This is a genomic window from Kitasatospora sp. NPDC057904, from assembly GCF_042887925.1.
In the GTDB taxonomy this organism is placed as follows: Bacteria; Actinomycetota; Actinomycetes; order Streptomycetales; family Streptomycetaceae; genus Kitasatospora.
The window spans coordinates 149623-174320 of sequence record NZ_JBHVOL010000016.1 but is presented as its reverse complement, the minus strand read 5'-3'; the positions used below and the strand labels follow the sequence as shown (position 1 = coordinate 174320).

Here is a 24698-nt window from a genome sequence, read left to right as displayed (position 1 = left end):
GCCCCTTCGTCTGCGCTCCTCTAGCGGACCTCGGCCACCTTGGAGCCGTACTTCGCCTTGATCTGCGCCCCGGCGGACTCCCACTGCGGAGTGTCGACCACCACCCCGGAGCCGTCGTTGGCGACCTGCACGAACTCCAGCTGCACGCCCTTGTCCTTCCAGTAGGCGCGGTCACCGTCGATCCGGTCCTGGAGCTCCCGCAGTTCGGCGTACGAGCCGACCGCGGCGGTGAACTGCAGCTTGACGGTGGGCCAGTCGGCCAGTGCTCGCGTCACGGCGTCGTCCAGGGCGCCGTCGCCCGGGACGCGCATCACGTAGAGGGTGTTCAGGCCGGGGTCGCGGCAGACGCCGAAGTAGTGGTCCGCGTAGCTCTCCGTCCCCACCTTGTCGACGGCCTCGCTCGCGCGCGCGAGGTCGAGCTGCAGCAGCTGGGCCGACGACAGCGTCGACGGCGAGCCCGTCGACGGCAGGCCCGACCGCGGGGTGAACGACGGCGGCGTGAACGACGGCGGCGTGAACGACGGCGGGGTGAACGGGGGCGGGGTGAGCGACGGCGAAACCGGCGGCGTCGTCGACGTCGGCGTGATCCTCGGCGGGCCCGTCGGCAGGTCGGTCGGGTGCCAGTGCTGGCCCGGCGTCCGCAGCGAGGACGGCCCCGCGTCGCACCCGAAGACCATCCGCCCCTTGCCGGAGTTCCGCCCGGCCGACGGCGACGCCGCCCCTCCCGTCGGCGCCCCGGCCGGCCCTCCGCCCACGCGCTCGTCCGAGGCCGTCCCCCCGCCGCCCAGCTGCGTCAGCGCCCCCGCGCCGACGGCCAGCACCGCGACCGCCGTCACGCCCCGCACCGCGCCCTGCTGCCGTGCCCGCCGCCGCCCGGCCGCCTTGAGCGCGGCCAGCGGCGGGCTGCCGCCGACCGCCGACGCCCGCAGCCCGAGCCGGCGGGCCAGCTCCTCCTCGAACCCGTCCTCAGCGCTCACGTCCCACCAACTCCTTAGCCGGTTCCAGTTCCTGCCGAAGCGTCCTGACCGCCCGCGCCAGGTGGGTCTTGGCCGTCGCCACCGTGCAGCCCAGCTCCTCCGCCACCTGCGCCACCGGCAGGTCGAGGTAGTACCGCAGCACCACCGCCGCGCGCTGGCGCCGCGGCAGCGCCCCCAGGGCCGCCGCCAACTCCTCGTCCCGCTCGGCCTCCTGGGCCGCCGGCCCGTCCGGCAGAGCGGAGGTCAGCACCTCGCGCCTGGTCCGGCGCCACCGCGAGACGTGCGTGCGGATCATCGTCCGGCGCACGTACCCCTCCGTCGCCGCCGGCTCCCGGATGGCCGACCGCTTGGCGTACACCCGCGCCAACGCGTCGTGCAGCAGGTCCCGGGCGTCGTGGACGTCGCCGGTGATCAGGAAGGCACCGCGCAGCAGCGCCTGGTACCGCGCCGCGACGAACTCGTCGAACGGGTCCCCGTCGACGCCCCCCGGGCTCATCGATTCGCGCTTCATACCCACAGGACGCCCCGCCCGCCGGAAACGGATGACAAGCCGGCGCCCGGGATTCCGGGCACGCGAAAGGGCCGGGGTCCACGTGCGTGGACCCCGGCCCGTGAGCCGTTCTTCCCCCTACTCGGGCGATCCGCCGGCGCGGTGGCGCTTGAGCCACAGCGCGGCACCGCCGGCCACGACCACCAGGCCGCCGCCGACCGCCAGCAGCCCGGCGTCCGGCCCGACCGAATCGCCGAGCACCGGCGCGAACTGCGCGGCCGCCGGCTCCGGCGACGCCGCCTGGTCGGGCTCCGCCACCGGATCGGCGTGTGCCACGCCGCTGGACAGCAGCATCCCCGCCGCCCCCAGCGCACCGGCCGTGCCGATCCGCCGGCCGAACCGCCGCAACCGCATCACCCGGATCCGCCGCAGTCGGCGGACCGGACGCAATCTCCGCATCGAGCTACTCCCCAGGACCCGTTCGCGTACCGGGACCGACGCTATCCGATCGCGCACGGGGTTCTCACACCTATTCAGGTGTGGAACGTCAAGCGTTGTACGACTGTTGCCGACCCGGCGCGTCGCCTCGACCCCCGGTCACGCCGTCAGGAGTTGTACGTCCCCTGCGCCCGCTCCAGGCCCTCCGACAGCAGGGCCTCCACCGCGTCCGCCGAGCGGTCGACGAACCACTCCAGCTCCTTGCGCTCGGCACCGGAGAAGTCCTTGAGGACGAAGTCCGCGACCTCCATCCGGCCCGGCGGGCGGCCGATGCCGCAGCGGATCCGGTGGTAGTCGGGCCCGAGCGACTTGGTGATCGACTTCAGGCCGTTGTGCCCGTTGTCGCCGCCGCCGAGCTTGAGCCGCAGCGCCGCGTAGTCGATGTCCAGCTCGTCGTGGACCGCCACGATCCCGGCCGCCGGGACCTTGTAGAAGTCGCGCAGCGCCGTCACCGGACCGCCGGACAGGTTCATGAACGACATCGGCTTGGCGAGCACGACCCGCTTGCCGACCAGCCGCCCCTCGGCGACCTGCGCCCGGCTCTTGTGCGCCTTGAACTTGGCGCCCATCCGCTGCGCCAGCAGGTCGACCACCATGAAGCCGATGTTGTGCCGGTTCCGGGCGTACTGCTCGCCCGGGTTCCCCAGCCCCACGACCAGCCACGGCCCTTCGTACGCTTCTTCCGCCATGTCCCTACTCCTCGCCCTCGCGCTCCACGCCATCTTCCCGGACACACCGCTGCCCCGGCCGCTCCAGAGGGAGCGACCGGGGCAGCGGTCTCAAGCAGTCGTCAGCGCGAGGCTCAGGCCTCGGCGCCCTCGGCCTCGGCGGCCTCGTCCTCGGCCGGGGCGGCCTGGGCGCCGATGACCTGCAGCACGACGGCGTCGGCGTCGACGGCCAGGGTGACGCCGGCCGGCAGGACGATGTCCTTGGCGTGGATGGAGGCACCGGCCTCCAGGCCCTCGACCGAGACGGTGACGGACTCGGGCAGGTGGGTGGCCTCGGCCTCGATCGGCAGCGCGTTGAGGACGTGCTCCAGCAGGTTGCCGCCCGGGGCCAGCTCGCCCTCGGTGAGGACCGGGATCTCGACGGTGACCTTCTCGCCGCGCTTCACGAGCAGCAGGTCGACGTGCTCGATGGTGCGCTTGATGGCCTCGCGCTGGACGGCCTTCGGCAGGACGTACTCGTCCTTGCCCTCGATCGGGACGACCAGCAGGGCGTTCGGGGTCTTGAGGGCCATCATCAGGTCGTGGCCGGGCAGGTTCAGGTGAACCGGGGCGTGGCCGTGGCCGTAGACGACACCGGGGACGAAGCCGGCGCGGCGGGCGCGACGGGCGGCACCCTTGCCGAACTCGGAACGGGTCTCAGCGGCAAGGCGGATCTCGGACACGACTGCACTCCTCGTGAAGAACGGCGCGGGGGTGCAGGCAACGCGAAAAACCGCCGGGACCACACCCTCAGTACGTTGGGGGTCACTCGGCGGCAACGACCTCTGCCAGGGTCCGGGGAACCGGCACCGGCAGCGCGTCGATCACGGAGCGGGCACCCGTCGAGCGGGCACACGGCATCCCTCGCCGAGCAGTTTCACGAGTCTAACCGCACCTGTGCCCTCCCGCGAAATCGACGGCGGCCCCGGCCCGTTCCGGACCGGGGCCGCCTGCGCGGGCCTTCGTCAGTGCACGCCCTCGAAGAGGCTCGTGACCGAACCCTCCTCGAACACCTCGCGGATCGCGGCGGCGATCGACGGGGCGATGGACAGCGTGGTGATCTTGTCCAGCTGGAGCTGGGCGGGGGTCGGCAGCGTGTTGGTGAACACGAACTCGCTGACCCGGGAGTTCTTCAGGCGGTCCGCGGCCGGGCCCGAGAGCACGCCGTGGGTGGCGGCGACCAGGACGTCCGCGGCGCCGTTGTCGAACAGCGCGTCGGCGGCGGCGCAGATCGTGCCGGCGGTGTCGATCATGTCGTCGACCAGGACGCAGACCCGGCCCTTGACGTCACCGACGACCTCGGCCGACAGGATCGTGTTGGCCTGGGTCATGTCGCGGCGCTTGTGGATGATCGCCAGCGGCGCGTCCAGGCGGTCGCACCACTGGTCGGCCACCTTCACCCGGCCGGCGTCCGGCGAGACGATCGTCAGCTTGTCGCGGTCGACCCGCTCGCCCACGTAGTCGGCCAGCAGCGGCAGCGCGAACAGGTGGTCGACCGGGCCGTCGAAGAAGCCCTGGATCTGCGCGGTGTGCAGGTCCACGGCCATCAGGCGGTCGGCGCCGGCCTGGCGCAGCAGGTCGGCGACCAGGCGGGCCGAGATGGGCTCGCGGCCGAGGTGCTTCTTGTCCTGGCGGGCGTAGCCGTAGAACGGCAGGATCGCGGTGATGCTCTTGGCGGAGGCCCGCTTCAGAGCGTCGATCATGATCAGCTGCTCCATGATCCACTGGTTGATGGGAGCCGTGTGGCTCTGCATCACGAAGCAGTCCGCACCGCGCGCGGAGTCCAGGAAGCGGACGTAGATCTCGCCGTTGGCGAAGTCCAGGGCCTTGGTCGGAACCAGCTCGGTCCCCAGCGCCGCGGCCACCTCCTTCGCCAGCTCCGGGTGGGCACGGCCGGAGAAGAGCTTCAGCTTCTTCTCGCCCGACGTCGTGATCCCGCTCACTGCACCGTCTCCTCGCGTTTGCGGACGCTGAACCCCGACCATCCAACGCGAGCAGGCGCAGCCCGCACGCAAGATGGGTTCGGGGAATGTCGGTACGCCTGGACACGGGCGGTAAGCCCAGTGGCGCACGTATGTCCCCAAGGTTACGCGCCCGCGCAGAAACCGTCCGCCCCGGGACCGCCCCTCGGACGCCCGCGCGTCCCGTCAGGCTTCCGCCGCCCCGTCCGTCGCAACCTTCGCGGCCTGCGCCGATGCGGTCCCGGGGCGCTTGCGCTCCACCCAGCCCTCGATGTTGCGCTGCTGCGCCCGGCTCACGCCGAGCGCGCCCGGCGGAACGTCGGAGGTGATGACCGAGCCGGCCGCGGTGTAGGCGCCGTCACCGATCGTGACCGGTGCGATGAACATGTTGTCCGAGCCGGTCCGGCAGTGCGCGCCGATGACCGTGCGGTGCTTGTTGACGCCGTCGTAGTTCACCGTGACCGAGGCCGCGCCGACGTTGGTGCCCTCGCCGATGGTGGCGTCGCCGATGTACGACAGGTGGGGCACCTTGGCCCCCTCGCCGAGCTCGGAGTTCTTGACCTCGACGTAGGTGCCGACCTTCGCCTTGCGCAGCAGCTTGGCGCCCGGCCTCAGGTAGGCGTACGGGCCGGCGCTGGCCAGCTCGCCCACCTCGGCTCGGTCGGCCGTGGTGTTGCTCACAACGGCGCCGGCGCCGACCCGGGTGTCCCGCAGGGTCGAGTTCGGGCCGACCTCGCAGCCCTCGCCGAGGTGGGTGGCGCCCTGCAGCTGGGTGTTCGGCAGCACGACGGCGTCCGCCTCGTACGTCACCTGGACGTCGATCCAGGTCGTCGCCGGGTCGACCACGGTGACGCCCTCGCGCATCGCGCGCTCCAGCAGGCGGTCGTTGAGCAGGCGGCGGGCCTGGGCGAGCTGCACGCGGTCGTTGATGCCGAGGATGTCCCGCGGGTCCTCGGCCACGACGGCGCCGACCCGGTGCCCGGCCTCGCGCAGGATCTGCAGGGTGTCGGTCAGGTACTCCTCGCCCTGCGAGTTGTCCGTGGTCAGCTCGGCCAGCGCGGCGGTCAGCAGCTTGGCGTCGAAGGCGAAGACCCCGGAGTTGATCTCGGTGATCAGGCGCTGGGTGTCGGTGGCGTCCTTCTCCTCGACGATCGCGGCCACCGAGCGGTCCTCGTCGCGCAGGATCCGGCCGTAGCCGAACGGCTCGGGCACCACGGCGGTCAGCACGGTGACGCCGTTCTCCTGCTCGGCGTGCGCCCTGGCCAGGCGCCGCAGCGTCGCCCCGGTCAGCAGCGGCGAGTCGCCGGCGGTGATGATCACGGTGCCGTCCAGTACCACGCCGTCGGCGGCGAGCGCCTCCAGCGCCGTGCGCACCGCGTGCCCGGTGCCGTTCTGCTCGTGCTGGACGACCGGGCGGGCGGCCGGGTAGTGCGCCGCGAGGTGCTCCTCGACCTGCTCCCGCTGGTGGCCGACGACGACGACCAGCTGCCCCGGCGTCAACTCCTGCGCCGCCGAGACGGCGTGACCGACCAGCGTCCGTCCGCACACCTCGTGCAGCACCTTGGGCAGCTTGTTCGACTTCATCCGTGTCCCGCCACCGGCGGCAAGAACGACAACGGCGGCAAGCGAATTGGCACCCATGCGGGGAGGCTCCTCGGTCGGTTCACAGAGAGGGCAGAGCGGCCAGGGGCGAGGATCCGCACATAAGCCCTGGCAGTTCGAGGATAGTGCGAGGAAAGTGGCCGAAAAGCCACCCCCTGGCCCGCCGCAATACCGGGCCGGGGCCGCTCAGAGTGCTCCCGGAGGAGGATTCGAACCCCCATAAGCTGGACCAAAACCAGCTGTCCTGCCCTTAGACGATCCGGGACCGGCACGCCGGCCCGAAGGTCGCCGGAGGCGCGCTGGGGCAAGACTACGGGGTATGCGGCTCCACATCTACCTCCATGGCCGACCCGCGCCCGCCGCCGCGCGGTCCGTCTCCGGCGCGTGTGACGCTCCACCACCGGGACGGCGGTTCATCCATCCAGTCGGGTGAATTCACTCAAGCGCCGTGCGGCGGTGTGTTCCCTTCGCCACGGAACGCAACCTACGATGCCGTAGGTTACGGCACCGTAGCCTTCCCACCCCCGCCCGCAGAGGGCCCCCGTCGAGGGACGAGAACATGACCATCCAGGCCGGTGAGGCGCGCGCCGGTTCCACCGCGCCGCCCAGCGACTCCTCCGAACCGTCCCCCGCGATGCTGTCCGCCACCCGTGGCGGGGAGCGCCAGGGCTTCGCCGAGCGCCTCGCGCTCGCCCTCTTCATCGTCGTGCCGTTCACGGCCCTGCTGGCGGCCGTCCCGATCGCCTGGGGCCGCGGCCTGGGCTGGACGGACGTGGTGGTCACCGTCGCCATGTACTTCCTCACCTGCCACGGCATCACCGTCGGCTACCACCGCTACTTCACCCACGGCGCCTTCAAGGCCGGCCGCCGGATGCGCCTCGCCCTCGCCGTCGTCGGCAGCCTCGCCGTCGAGGGCCCGCTGGTGCGCTGGGTGGCCGACCACCGCAAGCACCACCGCTTCAGCGACAAGGATGGCGACCCGCACTCGCCGTGGCGCTACGGGGAGAGCCTGCCCGCGCTTCTGAAGGGCCTGTGGTGGGCGCACATGGGCTGGATGTTCGACGAGGAGCAGACCCCGCAGCTCAAGTACGCGCCGGACCTCGTCAACGACCCCGCGCTGCGGCGGATCTCCCGGCTGTTCTGGCTCTGGACGTCGATCTCCCTGCTGCTGCCCGCGCTGGTCGGCGCGCTGGTGACGCTGTCCTGGCAGGGCGCGCTGTCCGCGTTCTTCTGGGGCTCGCTGGTCCGGGTCGCCCTGCTGCACCACGTGACCTGGTCGATCAACTCGATCTGCCACGCCGTCGGCCGCCGCCCGTTCCGCTCCCGGGACCGCTCGGGCAACGTCTGGTGGCTGGCCGTGCTCTCCTGCGGCGAGTCCTGGCACAACCTGCACCACGCCGACCCGACCTCCGCCCGGCACGGCGTCCTGCGCGGACAGATCGACTCCTCGGCCCGGCTGATCCGCTGGTTCGAGCTGGCCGGCTGGGTCCGGGACGTCCGCTGGCCGGACGCACAGCGGATCGCCGCCCGCCGCGCCGCATGAGGGCGCGCTTCCAGCATGATGTAGGGGTGAACGGGAGCAGCGCAGACAGCACAGGCGGTCACGACGGCACGCGGACGGACGCGGCGCCCGGAGCGGCGCAGGCCCGTCCGCGTGCCGCTGCCCCGGCGGACGGGGCCGCGCCCCGGGGTGCGGCCGCGGCGGGGCCCCGCCGCCGCGGCGGGCGGGTGCGGATGACCGGCAAGCAGCGGCGCGAGCAGCTGCTGGAGATCGGCCGGACGGTCTTCGCGGAGCGCGGCTACGACGGCACGTCGGTGGAGGAGATCGCCGAGCGGGCCGGGGTCTCGAAGCCGGTGGTGTACGAGCACTTCGGCGGCAAGGAGGGGCTGTACGCGGTGGTGGTGGACCGCGAGATGCAGCTCCTGCTGGACATGGTCACCGGGGCGCTGACCGGCGGGCACTCGCGCGAGCTCCTGGAGCAGGCCGCGTTCGCGCTGATGGACTACATCGACACCTCGACGGACGGCTTCCGGATCCTCGTCCGGGACTCGCCGGTGGCCCAGTCGACGGGCACCTTCGCCTCGCTGATCAGCGACATCGCGACGCAGGTGGAGGACATCCTCGGGCTGGAATTCAAGTCCCGCGGGTTCGACCCGCGGCTGGCCCCGATGTACTCGCAGATGCTGGTCGGGATGGTCGCGCTGACCGGGCAGTGGTGGCTGGAGGTCCGCAAGCCGGACAAGGCGCAGGTCGCGGCGCACCTGGTGAACCTGGCCTGGCACGGGCTGGAGGGCCTGGAACGGCACCCGAACCTGGTCGGCGATCGCAAGCTCTGACCGGCGGGTCGCCGGCCGGGTTCCGCGCCCCGCCCGCCTACCGCCTCGTCGCGACCGCGAAGATCCGCCGGAACGGGAAGACCGTGCCGTGCGGCCCGGCCGGGTAGGCCTCGCGCAGGAGCGCCCCGTACTCGGCGAGGAAGGCGGCCCGCCGCTCCGGGTCGGCGAGCCGGGCGAGCACGGGCCGCAGGGCGGTGCCCTTCGTCCATTCCAGAACGGGATCCGGGCCGGTCAGCAGCGTGCTGTAGGTGGTCTCCCAGACGTCGGCGGCGCAGCCGGCCCCGGCGAGCACGTCGAGGTACCGCCCGGGCTCGTGGACGCCGGCGCGGGTGGCGTCGTCGCCGAGGACGTCGGCCCAGCGCGGACTGCGGCGCAGCCCGGCGAGCAGCGTGTGGCTGGGCGCGTCGAAGTTGCCCGGCACCTGGAAGGCGATGACGCCGCCGGGCCTGAGCGCCTCCGCCCAGCGCGGCAGGAGCGCCAGGTGGCCGTCCAACCGTCCCTCCTCGCCCGCCTTCGGCGCGGAGGGTCCCCGTCGGGGCCGGCGCTCCTCCGCGTTGATCCATTGCAGGGCCGCGTTGGAGACGATCAGGTCGGGCCCGGCCGGGGCCGGGTCGTACTCCGCGGCGTCGGCGAGGACGTACGCGGCGCTCGGCTCGCCCTGCGTACGGGCGGTCTCCAGCATCGGGGCGGAGTTGTCGACGCCGGTGATCCTGGCCTGCGGCCAGCGCTCGCGCACGACGGCGGTGGAGTTGCCGGGCCCGCAGCCGATGTCCAGGATCGTCGCGGCGGGCTCGTGCGGCAGGGCGGGGACGCGGGCGAGCAGATCGCGCAGCGGGCGCGTCCGTTCGTCGGCGAAGCGCAGGTACTGGGCCGGGTCCCAGGCAGGAGCGGGCATGGCACACCTCGAAAGTATCTCGACATCAAGATATCTGCTTTTAGCCTCGCTGGCACATTTCTCGATGTCAAGAGACTTCACATCGACACATCCACCGATACACTGATCGTCATGGAGGACGAGGTCGACAGGCTGGTCGCAGCATGGCGCCGGGAGCGCCCCGACCTCGACGTGGAGCCGCTTGAGGTGCTCAGCCGGGTCAGCCGGCTCGCCCGGCACCTGGACCGCGCGCGCCGCACCGCCTTCGCCGAGCACGGCCTGGAGCCCTGGGAGTTCGACGTCCTGACGGCCCTGCGGCGCGCCGGCTCCCCCTACCAGCTCTCGCCCGGGCAGCTGCTCACCCAGACCCTCGTCACGTCCGGCACCATGACCAACCGGATCGACCGGCTCACCGGCAAGAACCTGGTCAAGCGCCTGCCCGACCCCGACGACCGCCGCGGCGTCCTGGTCCGCCTGACCGACGACGGCCGCGACCGCGCCGACCAGGCCCTCGCCGGACTGCTCGCCCACGAGCGCGAACTCCTCGCCCAGCTCACCGCCGGCCAGCAGGGCGAACTCGCCGGTCTGCTGCGGCTGTTGGTCGCCCCCTTCGACAACATCCCGGGCTGACCGGCGGACCGGCCCGCCGCCGCGGCCGCCGGCTCCGGCCGGGTTCGGCTCGTCTCAGCTGGTGGAGGCGACGGACGGCGGCGCGGCGGGCTCCGCGGGACTGACCCCCGCCCGGCGGGCGACCGCGACGGCGGCCAGGGTCGAGTGCACGCCGAGCTTCCCGAGCACGTTCTGCATGTGCGTGCGGACGGTGTGCGGGGACAGGTAGAGCCGCTCGGCGACCGCCTGCCGGCCCAGGCCCGCGACCATGCAGCGCAGGATCTGCTTCTCGCGCGGGGTGAGCGTGTCCACCAGGCGCTCGCTCTCGGTGCGGTCGCGCCGGGCGGTGGTGAGCTCCCGGATCACCCCGGTGAGCAGCGCCGGCGGCAGGTGCGTCTCGTCGCGCAGCACCCCGCGCACGACGGCGAGCAGCCGCGCCAGCGAACTCTCCTTCGCCACCCAGCCGGTGGCGCCCGCGTGCAGGGCCCGGGCGGCGCGGTGCGGGTCGTCGGCGGTGGCCAGGACGATCGCGCGCAGCCCCGGGTGGCCGCGGCGGACCCGGCCGAGCAGCGTGATCCCGTCCGGCGGCGGGGCGACCGGCCGCAGCTGGTCGGTGCGCACGTGCTCGGCGCGGACGTGCTCGGTGCGCTGGGGATCGGGCCGCAGCGGATCCGCCGAGCGTCCACCCGGACCCGTCGGCGGCACGGCCGGGCGGCGCGGCGGCGCCACCACGGGGGGCGGGCGCCGGCGGGCCGGGTCGAGCGGCTCGGGACCCGCGCGGACGGGCTTGCGCGGGCCCGGCGGCACGGCCGCCTCGGAGCCCAGGTCGGCGTCGATCAGGACGACGTCGAAGGCCCGCCCCTCGACGGCGGCGCGCTCCAGGGCGCGCTCGGCGGCGGCCGCGCTGCCCGCCGCGCCCACCTCGACGTCGGGCTCGGCGGCGAGCGCCGCGGCCAGGGCCTCGGCGAAGATCCGGTGGTCGTCGACCACCAGGACGCGGATCCGCCCCATCGTCACTACCCCCCTGCTCAGACCGGCCCGAGCCCGGGGCGGGGACCGGCCCCGGCGCCCGCGGATGCGGCACTCCGTTCCGCCCGCCCACCGGTGGCCGGCGGGGCCGAACGCGCGCCACCCCCAACCGGTACCGCATTCAGCGTACGGGCCTGGGGACGCGCTCGTGGCGGTTTGGTGAAGTTTCGTCAGGAGGTGCGCACGTGACTGGATTCGATCCGTCCGCGCCACTTTCCGACCGGTGTCGCGGGGGCGTCCAGGAGAACGCCGAGGCGCCGCCCCGGGAGGTCCGGGGCGGCGCCTGCGGTTCCTTCGAGCTCGGCCCGCTTACAGGCCGTTCTTCTCCAGCGTGAACTTCCAGGCGTCGGCGACGATGTCGTCCAGGTTCGGACGGCGCGGCGTCCAGCCGAGGGCGTCGTGGGCACGCTCGGCGGAGGCCACCAGCACCGCCGGGTCGCCGGCGCGGCGCCCGGACACCTGCACCGGGATCTCGCGGCCGGTGACGCGCTTGACCGACTCGATCACCTCGCGCACCGAGAAGCCGCTGCCGTTGCCCAGGTTGCAGATCAGGTGCTCGCCCGGCTTGGCGGCGTCCAGCGCCAGCAGGTGCGCGTCGGCCAGGTCGGCGACGTGGATGTAGTCGCGGATGCAGGTGCCGTCCGGGGTCGGGTAGTCGTCGCCGTACACCGCGATGTGCGGGCGCTGGCCCAGCGCGGCCTGGAAGACCAGCGGGATCAGGTGCGACTCGGGGTCGTGCCGCTCGCCGTAGGCGCCGTACGCGCCGGCCACGTTGAAGTAGCGCAGCGACACCGCGGCCAGGCCGTGGGCGACGGCCTCGCTGGTGATCAGGTGGTCGACGGCGAGCTTGGTGGCGCCGTAGGTGTTGGTCGGCGCGGTGCGGGCGGTCTCGGCGATCGGCACGACCTCCGGCTCGCCGTAGGTGGCGGCGGTCGAGGAGAACACCAGCTTGCGCACGCCGGCCTCGCGCATCGCGCTGATCAGCTCCAGCGAGCCGGCCACGTTGTTGCGCCAGTACTTCTCCGGGTCCACGACCGACTCGCCGACCTGCGAGGAGGCGGCGAAGTGCAGCACGCCGTCGAAGGAGCCGTCCAGCACCTTGCCGGCCTCCTGGATCCGGCCCTCGACGAACTCGGCACCGGCCGGAACGCCCTCGCGGAAACCCGTCGAGAGGTCGTCCAGGACGGTCACCTGGTGCCCCGCCTCCAGCAGGTGAGCGGCCACCACACTGCCGACGTAGCCGGCGCCACCCGTGACCAGGTACTTACTCATGATGAGACCTCCAGCGGGCGATGGCCGCCGGATCGGCGGGGCCATCGGAAACGTGCGAACGACTGGCGCCTATTCTCCCTGCCCTCCGGGGGTGCTCCGGACCAGGGTCCGCGGCCCCCGCGACCGCCCGCGGCAGCTCCCTCCGGTGCCCTTCATCGCCCTCCGGCGCACGCCTTCAGTCGGAGGCCATCCGCTCCAGCAGGCCGGTCCTGGCGGCCACCGCCGCCGCCTCCAGCCGGGTCCGCGCGCCCAGCTTCATCAGCACCCGCTGGACGTGCGTCCGGGCCGTGCTCGCGGCGATCCGCATCCCGGCGGCGATCGCCGCGGTGTCCTCGCCGTCCGCGATCCGGGCCAGCACCTGCACCTCACGGCGGGTCAGCAGGCGCAGCAGCCGGACGGCTTCGTCGTCCGGCTCGGCGGCCGGCCGCAGCAGCTGGTCGAAGGCGCCGCGCAGCACGTCCACGGCCACCGCCGCCTCGCCCGCCCGGGCCCGCCCGATCGCCCGCTCGACCACTTCGATCCGCTCGTCGCTCGGCACGTAGCCCGCCGCCCCGGCCGCGAACGCCCCGGCCACACCGCGCAGTTCACCCACCGGGCCGAGCACGATGACGGCCACCTCGGGCCGCTCCCGGCGGATCCGGCGCAGCCCGTCGAACGCGCCCGGCTCGGCCGGCGCGGCCACGCCGAGCAGGCACACCTCGGGCCTGCGCCCGGCCACCAGGTCGGCGGCCACGCCCGCCGGCGAGCCGACCGCGAGCACCCGGTGACCGCGCAGCTGGAGCGCGGTCGCGAGTGCCTCGGCCAGCAGCCGGTGGTCGTCGACCACCACGAGTCGAACGCCCATGACGCCCTCCCGGTCGGGGTCCGGCTCGCGCCCGCTCCCCACGGGCGGGCGGCCGATGACGCACCATCACAGCGCATTCCGTACCCGACTCGCTAGGCCACCGCGTGTCGGCGGCCCGGCCGGGCCGGGAACGCGAAAGACCCCCGCCTTCAGGCGAGGGTCTTCGAGTGGAGCCCCCATGCGGAATCGAACCGCAGACCTTCTCCTTACCATGGAGACGCTCTACCGACTGAGCTATAGGGGCTTGCCGGACGTTTCCGCCGGGCCGGTCGAACAAGGAAGACATTACACGGCCGTCGGCCCGGAAGGGAAATCGGCTCCGACCTGCCCCCTCCGCCCCCTCCGCCCCCTTCCGTCGCCCTCACGCCTCGGCGTGCGCCGCGTCGAACACCTCGCGGGCCGCGAGCATCTGCTTGGCGCGGCGCTCCGTCCAGCGGCCGAGCGGCGAGACCAGTTCGGCCAGCTCCCGGCCGAGCGGCAGCAGGTCGTAGACCACGCGCGGCGGCGTCTCCGGGTGGACCGTGCGGCGCACCAGGCCGTCGCGCTCCAGCGTGCGCAGCGACTGGGTGAGCATCTTGCGGCTGACCCCGCCGATCCCGCGCTGGAGTTCGGAGAACCGCTGCGGGCCGCAGAGGGCCAGGCTCATCAGGATCAGCAGCGACCACTTGTCGGCCAGCTCGGCGAACATCTCGCGACTGGGACAGAGCTGGGCAAAGACGTTGAGCTCCAGCTCCTCCCGCTGCACGTGCTCCTGGGATCCCTGGGGCTCCCGGGAGTCCCAGGACTCCCGGTGCCACCCGATGTCGGCGCGGGCCGTTTCCTCCGTCGTCATGACACCCAGGGTAGCTCCGTCGGTCTCCAATCCCCCCTTGGTAACCATTGGAGACTTGGTCTATATTGGAGACCAAGCGGGCCGAGGCCCGTCGTCCCCTTCCTTCTTCGTCCCCCGGGCCACCGCCGCCCGTACAGGAGTGCCCGCATGACCGCCATCCGCCCCACCGTCGCCATCGCCTTCCACTCCGGCTACGGCCACACCGCCGTCATCGCCGAGGCCGTCGCCCGCGGTGCCGCCGCCGGCGGTGCCGAGGTCGTCTCGATCGCCGTCGACACCATCACCGACGAGCAGTGGGCCCAGCTCGACGCCGCCGACGCGATCGTCTTCGGCTCCCCCACCTACATGGGCACCGCGTCCGGCGCCTTCCACGTCTTCGCCGAGGCCACCAGCAAGCGCTGGTTCGGCGACGTCTGGCAGGACAAGGTCGCGGCCGGCTTCACCAACTCCGCCTCCAAGAGCGGCGACAAGGCCGGCACCCTCGGCTACTTCCAGACCCTCGCCGCCCAGCACGGCATGAACTGGGTCAACCTGGGCCTCAAGCCCGGCTGGAACGCCACCACCGCCAGCGAGAACGACCTCAACCGCCTCGGCTTCTTCAGCGGCGCCGCCGCCTCCTCGCCGGCCGACGCCGGCGCCGAGGCCGTCCACAAGGCCGACATCGCGACCGCCGAGCACCTCGGCGGGCGCGTCGCCAAGCACACCGCGGTCGTCCTGGCCGGCCGCGCCGCCCTGGCCGGCTGACCGCGCCGCACCTGCCGCACCGCCTGTCGGCTACGCCGCCGGATCCGTCCCCAGCAGGGGCGCCCGGCGGCGTTCGCCGTCCACCGACCCCAGCTCCGCACCGCACGTCTCCGGCAGCAGCCGCAAGCACAGCACCGCCACCACGCCCAGCGCCGCCACGTACCAGCCGACCAGCTCGGCCGTCCCGTACGCCGCCGTCAGCCGGGTCGCCACCAGCGGCGTCAGCGCCCCGCCGACCACGCCGCCCAGGTTGTACGTCAGCGCCGCGCCCGTGTAGCGCACCCGGGTCGGGAACAGCTCCGGCAGGAACGCCGCGACCGGCCCCAGCAGGGCACCCAGCACCACCATCGCCCCGGCCAGCGCCACGAACATCAGCGGCCGGCGCGCCGTCTCCAGCAGCGGGAACTCGACGAGCGACCAGGCCGTCGCGAACACCGTCGCCCACAGCATCGTCCGCCGCCGGCCCCAGCCGTCACTGCGCCCCGCGGTCGTCCACCCGGCCGCGCCCATGCCCACCGCGCCCACCAGCAGCATCGGCAGCAGCACGGTGCTCGGCACCCCGAGACCGGTCGCCGCGTACGCCAGCGCGTACGTCGTGGTCAGGTAGAACAGCGCGTACCCCACGGTGATCACGCCACAGCCCACCAGCACCGTGCGCCAGTGCCCGCGCAGCACCTCCGCCACCGGCAGCCCGGCCCGGCCCGCCTCCTGCCCGCGGAACAGCGGAGACTCCTCGACCTTCAGCCGGATGAACAGCCCGACCGCGACGAGCGCGAGCGAGGCGACGAACGGGACCCGCCACCCCCACTCCCTGAACGCCCGCTCGTCCAGGCCGAGTTGCACCAGCAGGAACACCCCGTTCGCGAGCACGAACCCGACCGTCGGCCCCAGCTGCAGGAACGCCCCGTACCGCCCGCGCCGCCCGGCCGGCGCGTGCTCCGCCAACAACAGCGCAGCCCCACCCCACTCCCCGCCGAGCCCGACCCCCTGACACGCCCGCAACACGACGAGCGCCACCGGCGCCCACCACCCCCACACCCCGAACCCCGGCAACACCCCCACCGCCGCCGTGGCCACCCCCATCAGCAGCAGCGACACCACCAGCGTCGTCTTCCGCCCCAACCGGTCCCCGAAGTGCCCGAACACCACGGCCCCCAACGGCCGCGCCAGGAACGCCACCGCGTACACCGAGAACGCCGCCAACAGCGCCCCCACCGCCCCCAACCCCGGGAAGAACACCGCCCCGAAGACGAGCGCCGCCGCCGTCCCGTAGATGAAGAAGTCATAGAACTCGATCGCGGTCCCGATCAGAGCCGCAGCCGCCGCCCGCCGCACTTGCACACCCATGCCCCCAACCCTGCCCACCCCACCCACCCCACCCCCAGCCCCCACCCGAGTGACCCCGGCGCACGCCCCTGAGTAGCGATACTCATGCGCGATCCGAGCGCCCCTGACAGACTCGCGACACGACGACAACTGTTCGAGCAGGGCTCACTCTGCCGGCATGCATAGGGGGGACACCGTGCCGAATCCAGATCTAGCCTCCGAGTTCAGGGTCGACCCGGCCGCGCTGGAAGGCTGCGGGCAGAGCGCCCAGTTCATCGCGAGCCAGATCCCGGCTGAGACCGCGAAGATCGCCGAACCGTGCACCCAGGCGGCCGCCGGCCTGCAGGGCTGGCAGACCGGCGCCGCCCTGCAGAGCTGTAGCACGAACTGGAAGGCTCTTCTGGACAAGCTCGGCAAGGACATGGGCGACCTGGGCTCCAAGCTCGTCCAGACAGCCGGCGTCTACCGGCAGGGCGAGCAGCGCGTCTACGCGCATCTGCAAGGTCAGGGCCGTGGAATGCCGGTCCCGGCCGAGCCCGATCCCTTCGGCACCGTGGTGGTCGGCGAAACATCCACGGCCACCGAGAAGTCGCGCGCCGCCTCCGAGCGGAAGGCCAGGTAGCCGATGGACATCGCGACGCTCTACAACGCCAACCTCAACAACATCATCACGGCCAAGACCGCCATCGACACACTGTTCTCCGCCTTCGGCAAGCACATGGAGTCCTGGCAACACGAGGTCGCCGACAAACTGAGCGTCTCACACTGGACCGGGAGCACTTCCGTAACGGCCCAGGGCCGAATAGGGGACTTCGGTGGCGAGCTCCAAGCCGCCCATCAGGAACTCTCCTTCGTCAGCAAGGCGCTCGCCAACGCCGCCGAACAATTCGCGCTGGCCCAGTCCCACTTGGTCAACGCCCTCGACGATGCCAAGAAGGCCAAGCTCAACGTGGCCCCTGACGGCCGCATAACGTGGGACAACGAACCCACCTCACCGAACTTCGCCGGCACCGGAGCCGAGCAGACCGCGACTGCCATCAGCAACCGCATCACCGCCGCACTCAACGAAGCCTCCCATGCCGACCAGGAAATCAGCACCCGCCTGAACCACTTCGCCGCCAACGCGAGCAACGGCCTGGATGCCGCGACCGTGGCGAAGGATCAGGCTGCCGAACAGGTGCCCGCCGTGGGCACCGACCCGAACAGCGTCACATCATGGTGGAACGGCCTCACCGAGGACCAACGGCAGAGACTCGTCCGCGACCAGCCCGACCGGATCGGGAACCTAGACGGCGTTCCCGCCATCGCCCGCGACCAGGCGAACCGCATCACCCTGCGGCAAGCGAGGCAAGACCTCCAGATCCAACTCGACCACCTGGGCCCCGAACCACCCGAGAAGATCGCAGGCATGAACGGGGCCGTCTCCAACCCCGATCACGACGAGTGGGAAAGGACGAAGGCTCTCCTTGCGGAAAAGCTCGCGGGCTCGAACGCCATCGCCAAGCGGCTGACCACCCCTGTCGACGGCACGCATCCCCCTACGTACCTGCTGGGCTTCGACACCATCGGCAACGGTCACGCCATTGTCGCGGTCAACAATCCCGACACCGCCGACAACGTCTCGACGTACGTCCCCGGCACCACCGCGCGACTCGGTCAAATAAGTGGCGACATCGACCGGTCGGACAGAATGGTCTCCTCGGCAAACACTGCCAACAAGCAGGCGAGGAACTCGAGGACGACGTCGTCGATCACCTGGGTCGGCTATGACGCTCCGCAGTCACTAGCACCCGAGGCGATGGACGACATCTACGCGAAGAACGCAGAGGACAAGCTGCAGAGCTTCCAGCGGGGCCTTCGGGCCACGCATGAGGGACAGCCGTCGAACAACACGCTCCTCGCCCACAGCTACGGAACCACGACCATCGGGTACGCCCTGCGCGACAAGGGCCTGCCGGTCGACAACGTCGTCCTGATCGCGAGCCCCGGCGTCGGCGTAGAGCATGCCAGCGATCTCGGCGTCGACCCGTCCCACGTCTTCGCGGCACAAGGCGACGCCGATCCCATCAAGTACTCACCCCCCTTGGAGGTGAGCAAGGCAGCGAGCAACGCCCACGACAATCTGCTCACCTGGGGCGGATTCATGGACAACCCCGACCACCACCTGATCCACGGGCGGGACCCGAGCGTCCCCGACTTCGGTGCGCAGGTGATCCCAACCGACCCGGGAACGGGCCATTCGGACTACTGGAAGGACAAGTCGACGTCCCTCGAAGCCATGGGAAAGATCATCGCCGGAGTGCCGCTCTCATGACCGACGCTGCTCACTCAGCCACAGCCCCATCCCGGCCCAGCCGGACAACTATTCACGCCCTACTGGCGATTACAGTGCTGACCCTGAGCTCCTGTGGCGCGACAACCGTCCAGGAACGGATGAAGCCCACCATCACGCTGGACCAGGCAAAAAAGCAGATCGACACCTACCTCGCGGACATTCTGACGAAGCTGCCCGTCAAGCCCACCGCAACCTCTGGATCATTCAGCGACCTGGAGTGCGATCACAACGACGCGGGACCGCACGGCAGGAAGGAAACCTCACGCGGGTACGACTTCGGAGACGTCCCGCTTGAAAACAAGACAGAGGCCACCGATGCCTTCCGAACCTTCCTGACTGGGGAGGGATTTCAGCCCGTCCCGGAAGGCGCCGGCTCCCACTCTGAATGGGTGAGGTTGAAAAACCCCAAGGACAACTTCCTCGCAGTCTTCGACGGGACCTCAGGCGCGAGCCATAATCTCTCACTGACCGTCGTCTCGCCTTGTGTCTGGCCGGACGGGAATCCGCCAACCTGACACGGCGGCGACCGCTACCGAGTCCGCGGCTGTACACCCGCCAAGCAGCGACCCTCGCTCGTCCGGGCGAGGGCCGCTGATCATTTCGATCGGGATTGACCGTGTCGTCATCGGACTCGCGGAGTCCCCGGTGGCGCATAGGCCGTAGCCTTGACAGCCGCACTCCGCTTCCGCACAACGAAGAACACCACGCCTGCCACCAGCACCAGTCCGGCGACCGTCGCAATCGTAATCGGCAGCACCACACTGCCCGAATCGGATGCCTTATCCGCGATTGGCGTTGCTTCCGGCGAACTGCCGTTCGTCGCTGCTGCGGGTGAGGCCCCGGGGGCAGAAGTGGCGATCGACGACGGCGAAGCCGACGGCAGCGGAGCCGTCTTGCTCGGAATCGGATACACATCCGCCGGCCCTGGATCGCCCGGCGTGGTCAAAGCGATGCGAGGCCGTACCGCACCGTAACCGACATTGTCATTGCGGCTAGAGCCATCCGTCGGCTTACCCGCGGTGTTGATGAGCACGCGCAACACCTGGTTCGCCGTCCAGTCGGTGTGCACGGCCCACACCAGGGCCGCCGAGGCGGAAACCAGCGCGGTCGCAGCCGACGTGCCGTGGCTCTTGCAATAGCCCGTAGGCCCGGTGCAAGCCCCGATGATGTCCATACCAGGCGCCACGAGATCAACCTGCGGCCCCTGCTGGGACTCAGCCGTCGTCGTCAAATTCTTGTCGACAGCCCCAACACCGACGACGTAAGGCAAGCCGCCCGGGTACTCCAGCAGATTTCCATCCTGCGCACTGTTCCCGACACTCGCGACCACCAACGAACCCTTCGCCGCCGCACGAGCAAGCACAGCGGTCAACTTCGCCACGTCATCAGGGGATGTCGCAACTGCCGCCGTTCCCTGCGAAATGTTGATGACCTTGGCGCCCTGGTCGACCGCGTAATCAATTGCCTGTCCGATCTGGTCAAGGAAAACGGGCGAACTGACCGAGCCACCCTCTGAACCATTCTTGATCTTCACCGGAAGGACTTTGGCGCCCGGAGCCAGGCCGTAGGCACCCTTGCCTCCCATTCCCTTGCCCGATCCGGCGATGAGGCTCGCAATCCCCGTCCCGTGACCGGTCGAGTCGTCCCCAACCCCGCCAGGACTACCGCTGAGATCCTTCCCTTGTAGCAACTGACCCGCCAAGTCCGGGTGTTCGAACTTAGCCCCAGTGTCAATCACCGCAACCGTAATGCCTTGTCCGGTCGATGTCGTCCACATCTCGGAAGCGCGCATCGCATCCAGATGCCACTGGTCATCACGAATCGAACCATCAGCAGCGGCCGGAGCAACAGCTGGGCCGACCACAATGCTGGCCGCCAGCAGCGCTCCGGCCAAGACCCGCCCATTCGTCCGGCGCATCAGTTCTCCTCGTCAGTCTCCCCGCCAGCCGAGGGCTGTACCCCGGATAGGTCTGCTCGGCCACTAGAGTGTTCAAGCGACCAGGCAGTCAGGCCAGTTCTACTCAACCACGTTCGGGTTGCTGTGCGGCGTACCCCTGATCCAGGTCTCCTCGTCCTCGTGCAGGTAGTCAGCCCGCTGGCGGCGGTCGCGCTCGCTCCTCCCCGCCCCGTTTCCCGGCGTGCCCGGTGCCATCATGCCGTTCTGGCCAGAACGGGCCGCGCCCTCGGCGGCCCCAGCCCGCCTGAACAGACCGGTCCCACCAGGAGTGAACTCACCGTTAGCGGAAGGGCCTTTGCGCCCTCCAACTGTCCCGCCCGGGGTCGAGGTCAAGCCTCGGCCTCGCGTACCCCCAGCCGAACCGCCCGCTCCGTGACCAACCCCTCCGGGGTGTATTCCACCCATCCCTGGCACACCGGATGGTCCCGAACGACCCGGCTGAGCCTCGCGGGAGCCGAAGACCGTCCCGGTGGGTAGCCCAGGCGTACCGGGCTCCCCCGGAAGGGATCTCCCACCGAAGGGAGCTGCACGGCCGGGAACCGAACCGCCGCTCCTGCCTGGCATCGATCCACTATTCCCTGGGGAAGCGCCCACCGGAACCGGGCCACCGATCGGGAAGCCGCTGTTACCTCCGCCACCCGAGCGCCCGGGGAACCCGCCCAGCCCGTCGAACGGCAGGTTCCCACCCTCGACGGGAACGACCGGACTGCTCTGATCTGGCATGGCCGGTACGGTCGCCAGGCCATCCAGGCCCGTGCCAGGACGGAGGATGGGGAGCTGCGGATCTGAAGGCGGCGTGTAGACACCCTGCTCTTGCGGCAGAGGCCCCTCGCCGCCACGTGAAGAGACCGGACTGGTATAGCCCGCTGTTCCCAGTCCATGTGGGCCTAGCGCCGTCTGGTGGAGCACCACCGAACCACCGTTGTAACTTCGCGGAACCGGTCGGTTGCTCTCCCCCTCGATGCCCGGGCTCCCGTGAGACTGACGAACGGCACCATCTGAGCCTGTCGCGCCACCACCCCCCGATGAGTAGTCAACGAAGCCATACTGGCTCTTATCCGGCGTCCCCGGCAGGGTCGGCTCCTCCAACGAGTTCAGCATCGTGCTGGCCGCAGAGTAGGCCTGCGCCAGCTTCTCCATCTGGCGGATGGCTTCCTGATGTTCCCGATCGATATTCGACGCTGCTACCGCGGCCCGGTCGTCGCTGATCCAGTTGTCCTTCACACTGAAGTCCGGAGTCTGGCTGGAAGCAGCCTGCGTATATCCAGTGGCCGGCAGGATCTGTCGCTGACTCGTGGCCGTCGCGAGCAACGTGATCTCCGCACGCGGAGGTTCGGGCACGGCGGCCTTGGCGAGGCTGAGAGCCTCACCTGCCTGCAGCAAAGCATCGCCGGCCTTGGTGGAGTAGTCGCCGAGCAATATGGCGGACTTCTGCAGGTTCCCGGCCCAGGTCCTGAAGCTCTCAGCGGCCGGTCCTTCCCAGCCGACGCCGTCGACGTGCGACTTGAGTGCTGCGCTCAGGTCTTTCAGTACCTGTCCGGCCGCCTGCAGGTGTACGCCGCGGTCCACCACGGTCGCTGCGTCCGTCGAACGGACCATGTCCCTGAGCTGGGCGTGTTCGTATTGATGGAAGTTCGTTCCGCCTGTCATCTACCCGCTCCCCCTGTGTCCGTCCGACGCCTGCGATTCGTCACAGCCCCTCGATGCTCTTCGACGCTGCTCCGCCCGCACCGCCCAGGTTCGCGTGCACGGTCTTGTGCGCGTCAGCCGTGGCCTGCTCATTGCCCGCGTAATTGCCGGCCGTCTTTGCGACCGCCGTCTTCATCGCCTCGATCTGGGACGCGAAGTCCGAGTGGAGCTTGACGAGTTGGGTGTGAACCTTGTCGTAGGCACCCATTAGAGCCGTCGCCTCCACCACATGCTCGCTGTAGGCGCCACTGATCAGAACCTTCCCCGTCAGCTTCTGCGCCTGCACCTTGTCGGGTGCCGCCGCCGAGCCCTCCATCGTCTGCAGCAGTGCCTCGATCTTGTTGGCGAACGCCGTCAGCGTGTCGAGCTCCACCTTGACGTCCTGCTTGCCGAACGCGGACACCAGGTCCGCGACGTTGGGCGTCTCTGGTACCCCCACGGGCTGGTCCGGCTTCGGCCTGGGACCGGGCGGGACTTCTCCTGGCACAGCGAACACCTCTCCCCCGCTGCGGATGGCGGTCCGCAACACACCGTCAACTACTGAGCCTTGTAGTCACTGTCGGCAACGCCACCACCCCGACCGGTTGCCGGTACGGGTCATGCTAGCGATCGGCACCGTCAGCCTTGGTGCGCTTGGGTGCGATCGGTACGAACGGGCGGGCGGGCGCGCTCGGGCCGGTAGGATCGCGGTGTACGACCCGATCTGCCGCGCAATGTCGCACAGCAGCGACCCCTGGCCGCAGAACGGACGTGACCGCATGCCTGTCGAGGAGATCCCCGCCACCGCCTGGTGGGCCCGGGCCGTGCGGCCGACGCGGGTCGTGTTCCCGGGTGCGTTGGTGGTGCGGGCGGCTGCCGGGATGGGGGTGCCGCTCTCCGTCGGGCTCCTCTCGCACCGGCTGGATCTCGGGGTGTTCGCCGGGCTCGGGGCGATGCACGCGACGATGAACGACCGGGCCGAGCCGAACGGCTTGCGGGTGCGGCGGATCGGGACGGCCCTGCTGGCGTCCGCCCTCGGCATGCTGATCGGGACGGTGCTGCAGTACGTCCACGTCTCGCCGCTGGTCCTCGGCGCGGCGCTCACCGTCACCGCGTTCGTGTCCGGCGCCCTCAGCGCCACCGGCCCGCGCGGTTCCGCCGCCGGCATGCTGCTGCTGGTGTCGACGGCGCTGGGGAGCGGGATGCCGTTGCCGCATCCGTGGTGGGCGGCGGCGCCGATGATGCTGGCGGGTGCGGCGTTCGTCCTCGTCCTCGGGCTGCCGGCCGGTCACGTCGACGAGCGCGACCGCGCCCTGGCCGCCGCGTACGACGCGCTCGGCCGCATGCTGGCCGATCTCGGCACCCCGCAGGGTCCGGCCTCGCGCCGGGTCCTGACGGCCCGGCTGAACCAGGTGCAGGACTTCCACCCTGACCGGACCGATCCCCGGTACGAGGCCGCCCTGGCCGCCTCCGAGGCGGCCACCGGCCTGTTGTGGGCGCGCCGCCCCGTCCCGCCCGAGGTCGCCGACGTCCCTGTCCGCCTCGCACGCGCCATAGAACAGGGCGGCAGCGAGATCACCGTCCCCGACTGGCGCCCCGACACCCCCGCTCGCCAGGCCCTGGACGCCGCCCTGCGCGCCGCCGCGGACACGGTGGCCGGCCGGGAGGTGGTGCTCGGCACCGCCCCCGCGCCGCCGCCCGACCCGTGGCGCATCCGGGCGCGCCTGCTGTCGCGCGGCTCGGTGGCGTACGGGCTGCGCGTGGCGCTCTGCATCGCGGTGGGTGCGGCGGTCACCGCCAACTACCCGCTGAGCAAGAGCTACTGGGTCCCGATGACGATCGCGTTCGTGCTCAAGCCGGACCTCGGCTCGGTGTTCCTGCGCGCGGTGAGCCGCTCGGTCGGCACCGTGCTGGGCGTCGCGCTCACCGCCGCCGTCGTGGGCGTGACCACCGACGAGTGGATCCTCACCGCCGTCGCCGCGCTCTGCGTGGCCCTGTTGCCGTACGCGACGGCGGCGCACTACGGGCTGACGACGGTCGCGATGACGCCGATGGCACTGCTCCTGCTGCAGCTCGGCGGGCAGAGCAGCGCGGCCGAGTTCCGGCCGCGGGTGCTGGACACGGCCCTGGCGAGCGCGATCGTCCTGCTGCTCGGTTACCTGCTGTGGCCCGAGCGCCCGCGGCACCGGATCGAGCCGCGCGTGGTCGACGCGGCCACCACGCTCCGGTCCTACCTGGACGCCGTGACGACGGCCGGACGGGCCGAGGTGTGGCTGCGCCGCACCGCGTACCGGTCGCTCGCGGACGCCCGCCTGGAGGTGCAGCAGGGCCTCGCCGAACCGCCCCCGACCGGCCGGCTCGCCGAGCAGTGGCTGCCGGCGACGGCGGCACTGGAGCGGCTGGGCGGCGCGGTGGCGGCGTACGCGGCGCAGCTCCGGTACGGCGGGCGGGTGCCGGACCCCGCCGAGGTCGACCGGGTGCGCCGGGCGCTGGACGACCTGACCGCCGCCGCCCGCGAGCACCGCCCGCCGACGGGCCCCGCGGCCCGCCCGACGAAGCCGCACGACCCGGCGCGCAGCGCGCTGGGCCGTGCGGCGGACGAGCTCGAAGCCCTACTCACCCCGTAGGGCGGTCAG

Annotated in this window: 23 protein-coding genes and 2 tRNA genes; 8 read left to right on the top strand and 17 right to left on the bottom strand. The window is 71.4% G+C overall.

What is annotated here, in order from left to right:
* Positions 1-20: 20 nt before the first annotated feature.
* The 8 genes from ACFVSN_RS32665 to ACFVSN_RS32630 all read right to left on the bottom strand — a co-directional run bounded on the left by ACFVSN_RS32665 (position 21) and on the right by ACFVSN_RS32630 (position 6500).
* Positions 21-977 (bottom strand): hypothetical protein, encoded by a 957-nt coding sequence (locus ACFVSN_RS32665; protein WP_387957210.1) that lies wholly within the window; start codon positions 975-977, stop codon positions 21-23.
* The gene (locus ACFVSN_RS32660) at positions 967-1488 is read right to left on the bottom strand and encodes a SigE family RNA polymerase sigma factor (protein WP_380444305.1); all 522 of its coding nucleotides are present in this window, start codon (positions 1486-1488) and stop codon (positions 967-969) included. Before ACFVSN_RS32660 ends, ACFVSN_RS32665 begins: the two co-directional genes overlap by 11 nt.
* Before the next feature lie 117 nt (positions 1489-1605).
* Entirely contained in the window at positions 1606-1926 is a 321-nt protein-coding gene (locus ACFVSN_RS32655; RefSeq protein WP_380444303.1) for a hypothetical protein, read from the bottom strand.
* Positions 1927-2072: 146 nt separating this feature from the next.
* On the bottom strand, positions 2073-2654 hold the full coding sequence (gene pth / locus ACFVSN_RS32650; protein WP_380444301.1) for an aminoacyl-tRNA hydrolase: 582 nt from the start codon (positions 2652-2654) through the stop codon (positions 2073-2075).
* Between the two features lie 113 nt (positions 2655-2767).
* Positions 2768-3355, bottom strand: coding sequence for a 50S ribosomal protein L25/general stress protein Ctc (locus tag ACFVSN_RS32645; protein WP_380444299.1), 588 nt, complete (start codon positions 3353-3355; stop codon positions 2768-2770).
* Positions 3356-3637: 282 nt separating this feature from the next.
* A complete protein-coding gene (locus ACFVSN_RS32640; RefSeq protein WP_380444297.1) occupies positions 3638-4615 on the bottom strand; it encodes a ribose-phosphate diphosphokinase in 978 nt (325 codons plus the stop codon).
* A gap of 204 nt (positions 4616-4819) precedes the next feature.
* On the bottom strand, positions 4820-6274 hold the full coding sequence (glmU, locus tag ACFVSN_RS32635) for a bifunctional UDP-N-acetylglucosamine diphosphorylase/glucosamine-1-phosphate N-acetyltransferase GlmU (protein WP_380444296.1): 1455 nt from the start codon (positions 6272-6274) through the stop codon (positions 4820-4822).
* Positions 6275-6429: 155 nt separating this feature from the next.
* A tRNA-Gln gene (locus tag ACFVSN_RS32630) sits at positions 6430-6500 on the bottom strand.
* 294 nt (positions 6501-6794) lie between these two features.
* Here ACFVSN_RS32630 and ACFVSN_RS32625 point away from each other — a divergent pair.
* Both ACFVSN_RS32625 and ACFVSN_RS32620 read left to right on the top strand, forming a co-directional pair.
* Positions 6795-7778 carry an acyl-CoA desaturase gene (locus ACFVSN_RS32625; protein ID WP_387595350.1) on the top strand — a complete coding sequence of 328 codons (984 nt, stop codon included), beginning with the start codon at positions 6795-6797 and terminating at the stop codon, positions 7776-7778.
* 191 nt (positions 7779-7969) lie between these two features.
* The gene (locus ACFVSN_RS32620; RefSeq protein WP_380444292.1) at positions 7970-8572 is read left to right on the top strand and encodes a TetR family transcriptional regulator; all 603 of its coding nucleotides are present in this window, start codon (positions 7970-7972) and stop codon (positions 8570-8572) included.
* A 37-nt stretch (positions 8573-8609) separates the two neighbouring features.
* On the opposite strand, the gene ACFVSN_RS32615 is transcribed toward ACFVSN_RS32620, so the two are convergent.
* Positions 8610-9467, bottom strand: coding sequence for a methyltransferase domain-containing protein (locus ACFVSN_RS32615; protein WP_380444290.1), 858 nt, complete (start codon positions 9465-9467; stop codon positions 8610-8612).
* Positions 9468-9578: 111 nt separating this feature from the next.
* On the opposite strand from ACFVSN_RS32615, the gene ACFVSN_RS32610 reads away from it, so the two are divergent.
* Positions 9579-10076, top strand: coding sequence for a MarR family winged helix-turn-helix transcriptional regulator (locus tag ACFVSN_RS32610; protein WP_380444288.1), 498 nt, complete (start codon positions 9579-9581; stop codon positions 10074-10076).
* Positions 10077-10130: 54 nt separating this feature from the next.
* On the opposite strand, the gene ACFVSN_RS32605 is transcribed toward ACFVSN_RS32610, so the two are convergent.
* The 5 genes from ACFVSN_RS32605 to ACFVSN_RS32585 all read right to left on the bottom strand — a co-directional run bounded on the left by ACFVSN_RS32605 (position 10131) and on the right by ACFVSN_RS32585 (position 14032).
* Positions 10131-11066, bottom strand: a complete 936-nt coding sequence (locus tag ACFVSN_RS32605) for a LuxR C-terminal-related transcriptional regulator (protein WP_380444286.1) — start codon at positions 11064-11066, stop codon at positions 10131-10133.
* A 327-nt stretch (positions 11067-11393) separates the two neighbouring features.
* A complete protein-coding gene (gene galE, locus ACFVSN_RS32600; protein WP_380444284.1) occupies positions 11394-12356 on the bottom strand; it encodes a UDP-glucose 4-epimerase GalE in 963 nt (320 codons plus the stop codon).
* A gap of 175 nt (positions 12357-12531) precedes the next feature.
* Positions 12532-13200: a LuxR C-terminal-related transcriptional regulator gene (locus tag ACFVSN_RS32595; RefSeq protein ID WP_380444282.1), complete on the bottom strand. Its 669-nt coding sequence runs from the start codon at positions 13198-13200 to the stop codon at positions 12532-12534.
* Between the two features lie 168 nt (positions 13201-13368).
* Positions 13369-13444: transfer RNA gene (locus ACFVSN_RS32590), tRNA-Thr, on the bottom strand.
* Positions 13445-13561: 117 nt separating this feature from the next.
* Positions 13562-14032, bottom strand: a complete 471-nt coding sequence (locus tag ACFVSN_RS32585; protein WP_387595356.1) for a winged helix-turn-helix transcriptional regulator — start codon at positions 14030-14032, stop codon at positions 13562-13564.
* Between the two features lie 147 nt (positions 14033-14179).
* On the opposite strand from ACFVSN_RS32585, the gene ACFVSN_RS32580 reads away from it, so the two are divergent.
* Positions 14180-14776, top strand: a complete 597-nt coding sequence (locus ACFVSN_RS32580) for a flavodoxin family protein (RefSeq protein ID WP_380501632.1) — start codon at positions 14180-14182, stop codon at positions 14774-14776.
* Between the two features lie 30 nt (positions 14777-14806).
* On the opposite strand, the gene ACFVSN_RS32575 is transcribed toward ACFVSN_RS32580, so the two are convergent.
* On the bottom strand, positions 14807-16123 hold the full coding sequence (locus tag ACFVSN_RS32575; protein ID WP_387957208.1) for an MFS transporter: 1317 nt from the start codon (positions 16121-16123) through the stop codon (positions 14807-14809).
* 157 nt (positions 16124-16280) lie between these two features.
* On the opposite strand from ACFVSN_RS32575, the gene ACFVSN_RS32570 reads away from it, so the two are divergent.
* The 3 genes from ACFVSN_RS32570 (at position 16281) to ACFVSN_RS32560 (ending at position 18952) form a co-directional block, all read left to right on the top strand.
* Entirely contained in the window at positions 16281-16724 is a 444-nt protein-coding gene (locus ACFVSN_RS32570; protein WP_387957206.1) for a hypothetical protein, read from the top strand.
* A gap of 3 nt (positions 16725-16727) precedes the next feature.
* Positions 16728-18416 carry an alpha/beta hydrolase gene (locus ACFVSN_RS32565; protein WP_387957204.1) on the top strand — a complete coding sequence of 563 codons (1689 nt, stop codon included), beginning with the start codon at positions 16728-16730 and terminating at the stop codon, positions 18414-18416.
* Positions 18417-18535: 119 nt separating this feature from the next.
* Entirely contained in the window at positions 18536-18952 is a 417-nt protein-coding gene (locus ACFVSN_RS32560; RefSeq protein WP_387957202.1) for a hypothetical protein, read from the top strand.
* A 107-nt stretch (positions 18953-19059) separates the two neighbouring features.
* Here the strand turns inward: ACFVSN_RS32560 and mycP are convergent, their stop codons facing one another.
* Both mycP and ACFVSN_RS32550 read right to left on the bottom strand, forming a co-directional pair.
* Positions 19060-20355 (bottom strand): type VII secretion-associated serine protease mycosin, encoded by a 1296-nt coding sequence (gene mycP, locus ACFVSN_RS32555; protein WP_387957200.1) that lies wholly within the window; start codon positions 20353-20355, stop codon positions 19060-19062.
* A gap of 1729 nt (positions 20356-22084) precedes the next feature.
* Positions 22085-22486 (bottom strand): hypothetical protein, encoded by a 402-nt coding sequence (locus ACFVSN_RS32550; protein ID WP_387957198.1) that lies wholly within the window; start codon positions 22484-22486, stop codon positions 22085-22087.
* 355 nt (positions 22487-22841) lie between these two features.
* On the opposite strand from ACFVSN_RS32550, the gene ACFVSN_RS32545 reads away from it, so the two are divergent.
* Positions 22842-24689, top strand: coding sequence for an FUSC family protein (locus tag ACFVSN_RS32545; RefSeq protein ID WP_387957196.1), 1848 nt, complete (start codon positions 22842-22844; stop codon positions 24687-24689).
* Positions 24690-24698 lie beyond the last annotated feature (9 nt).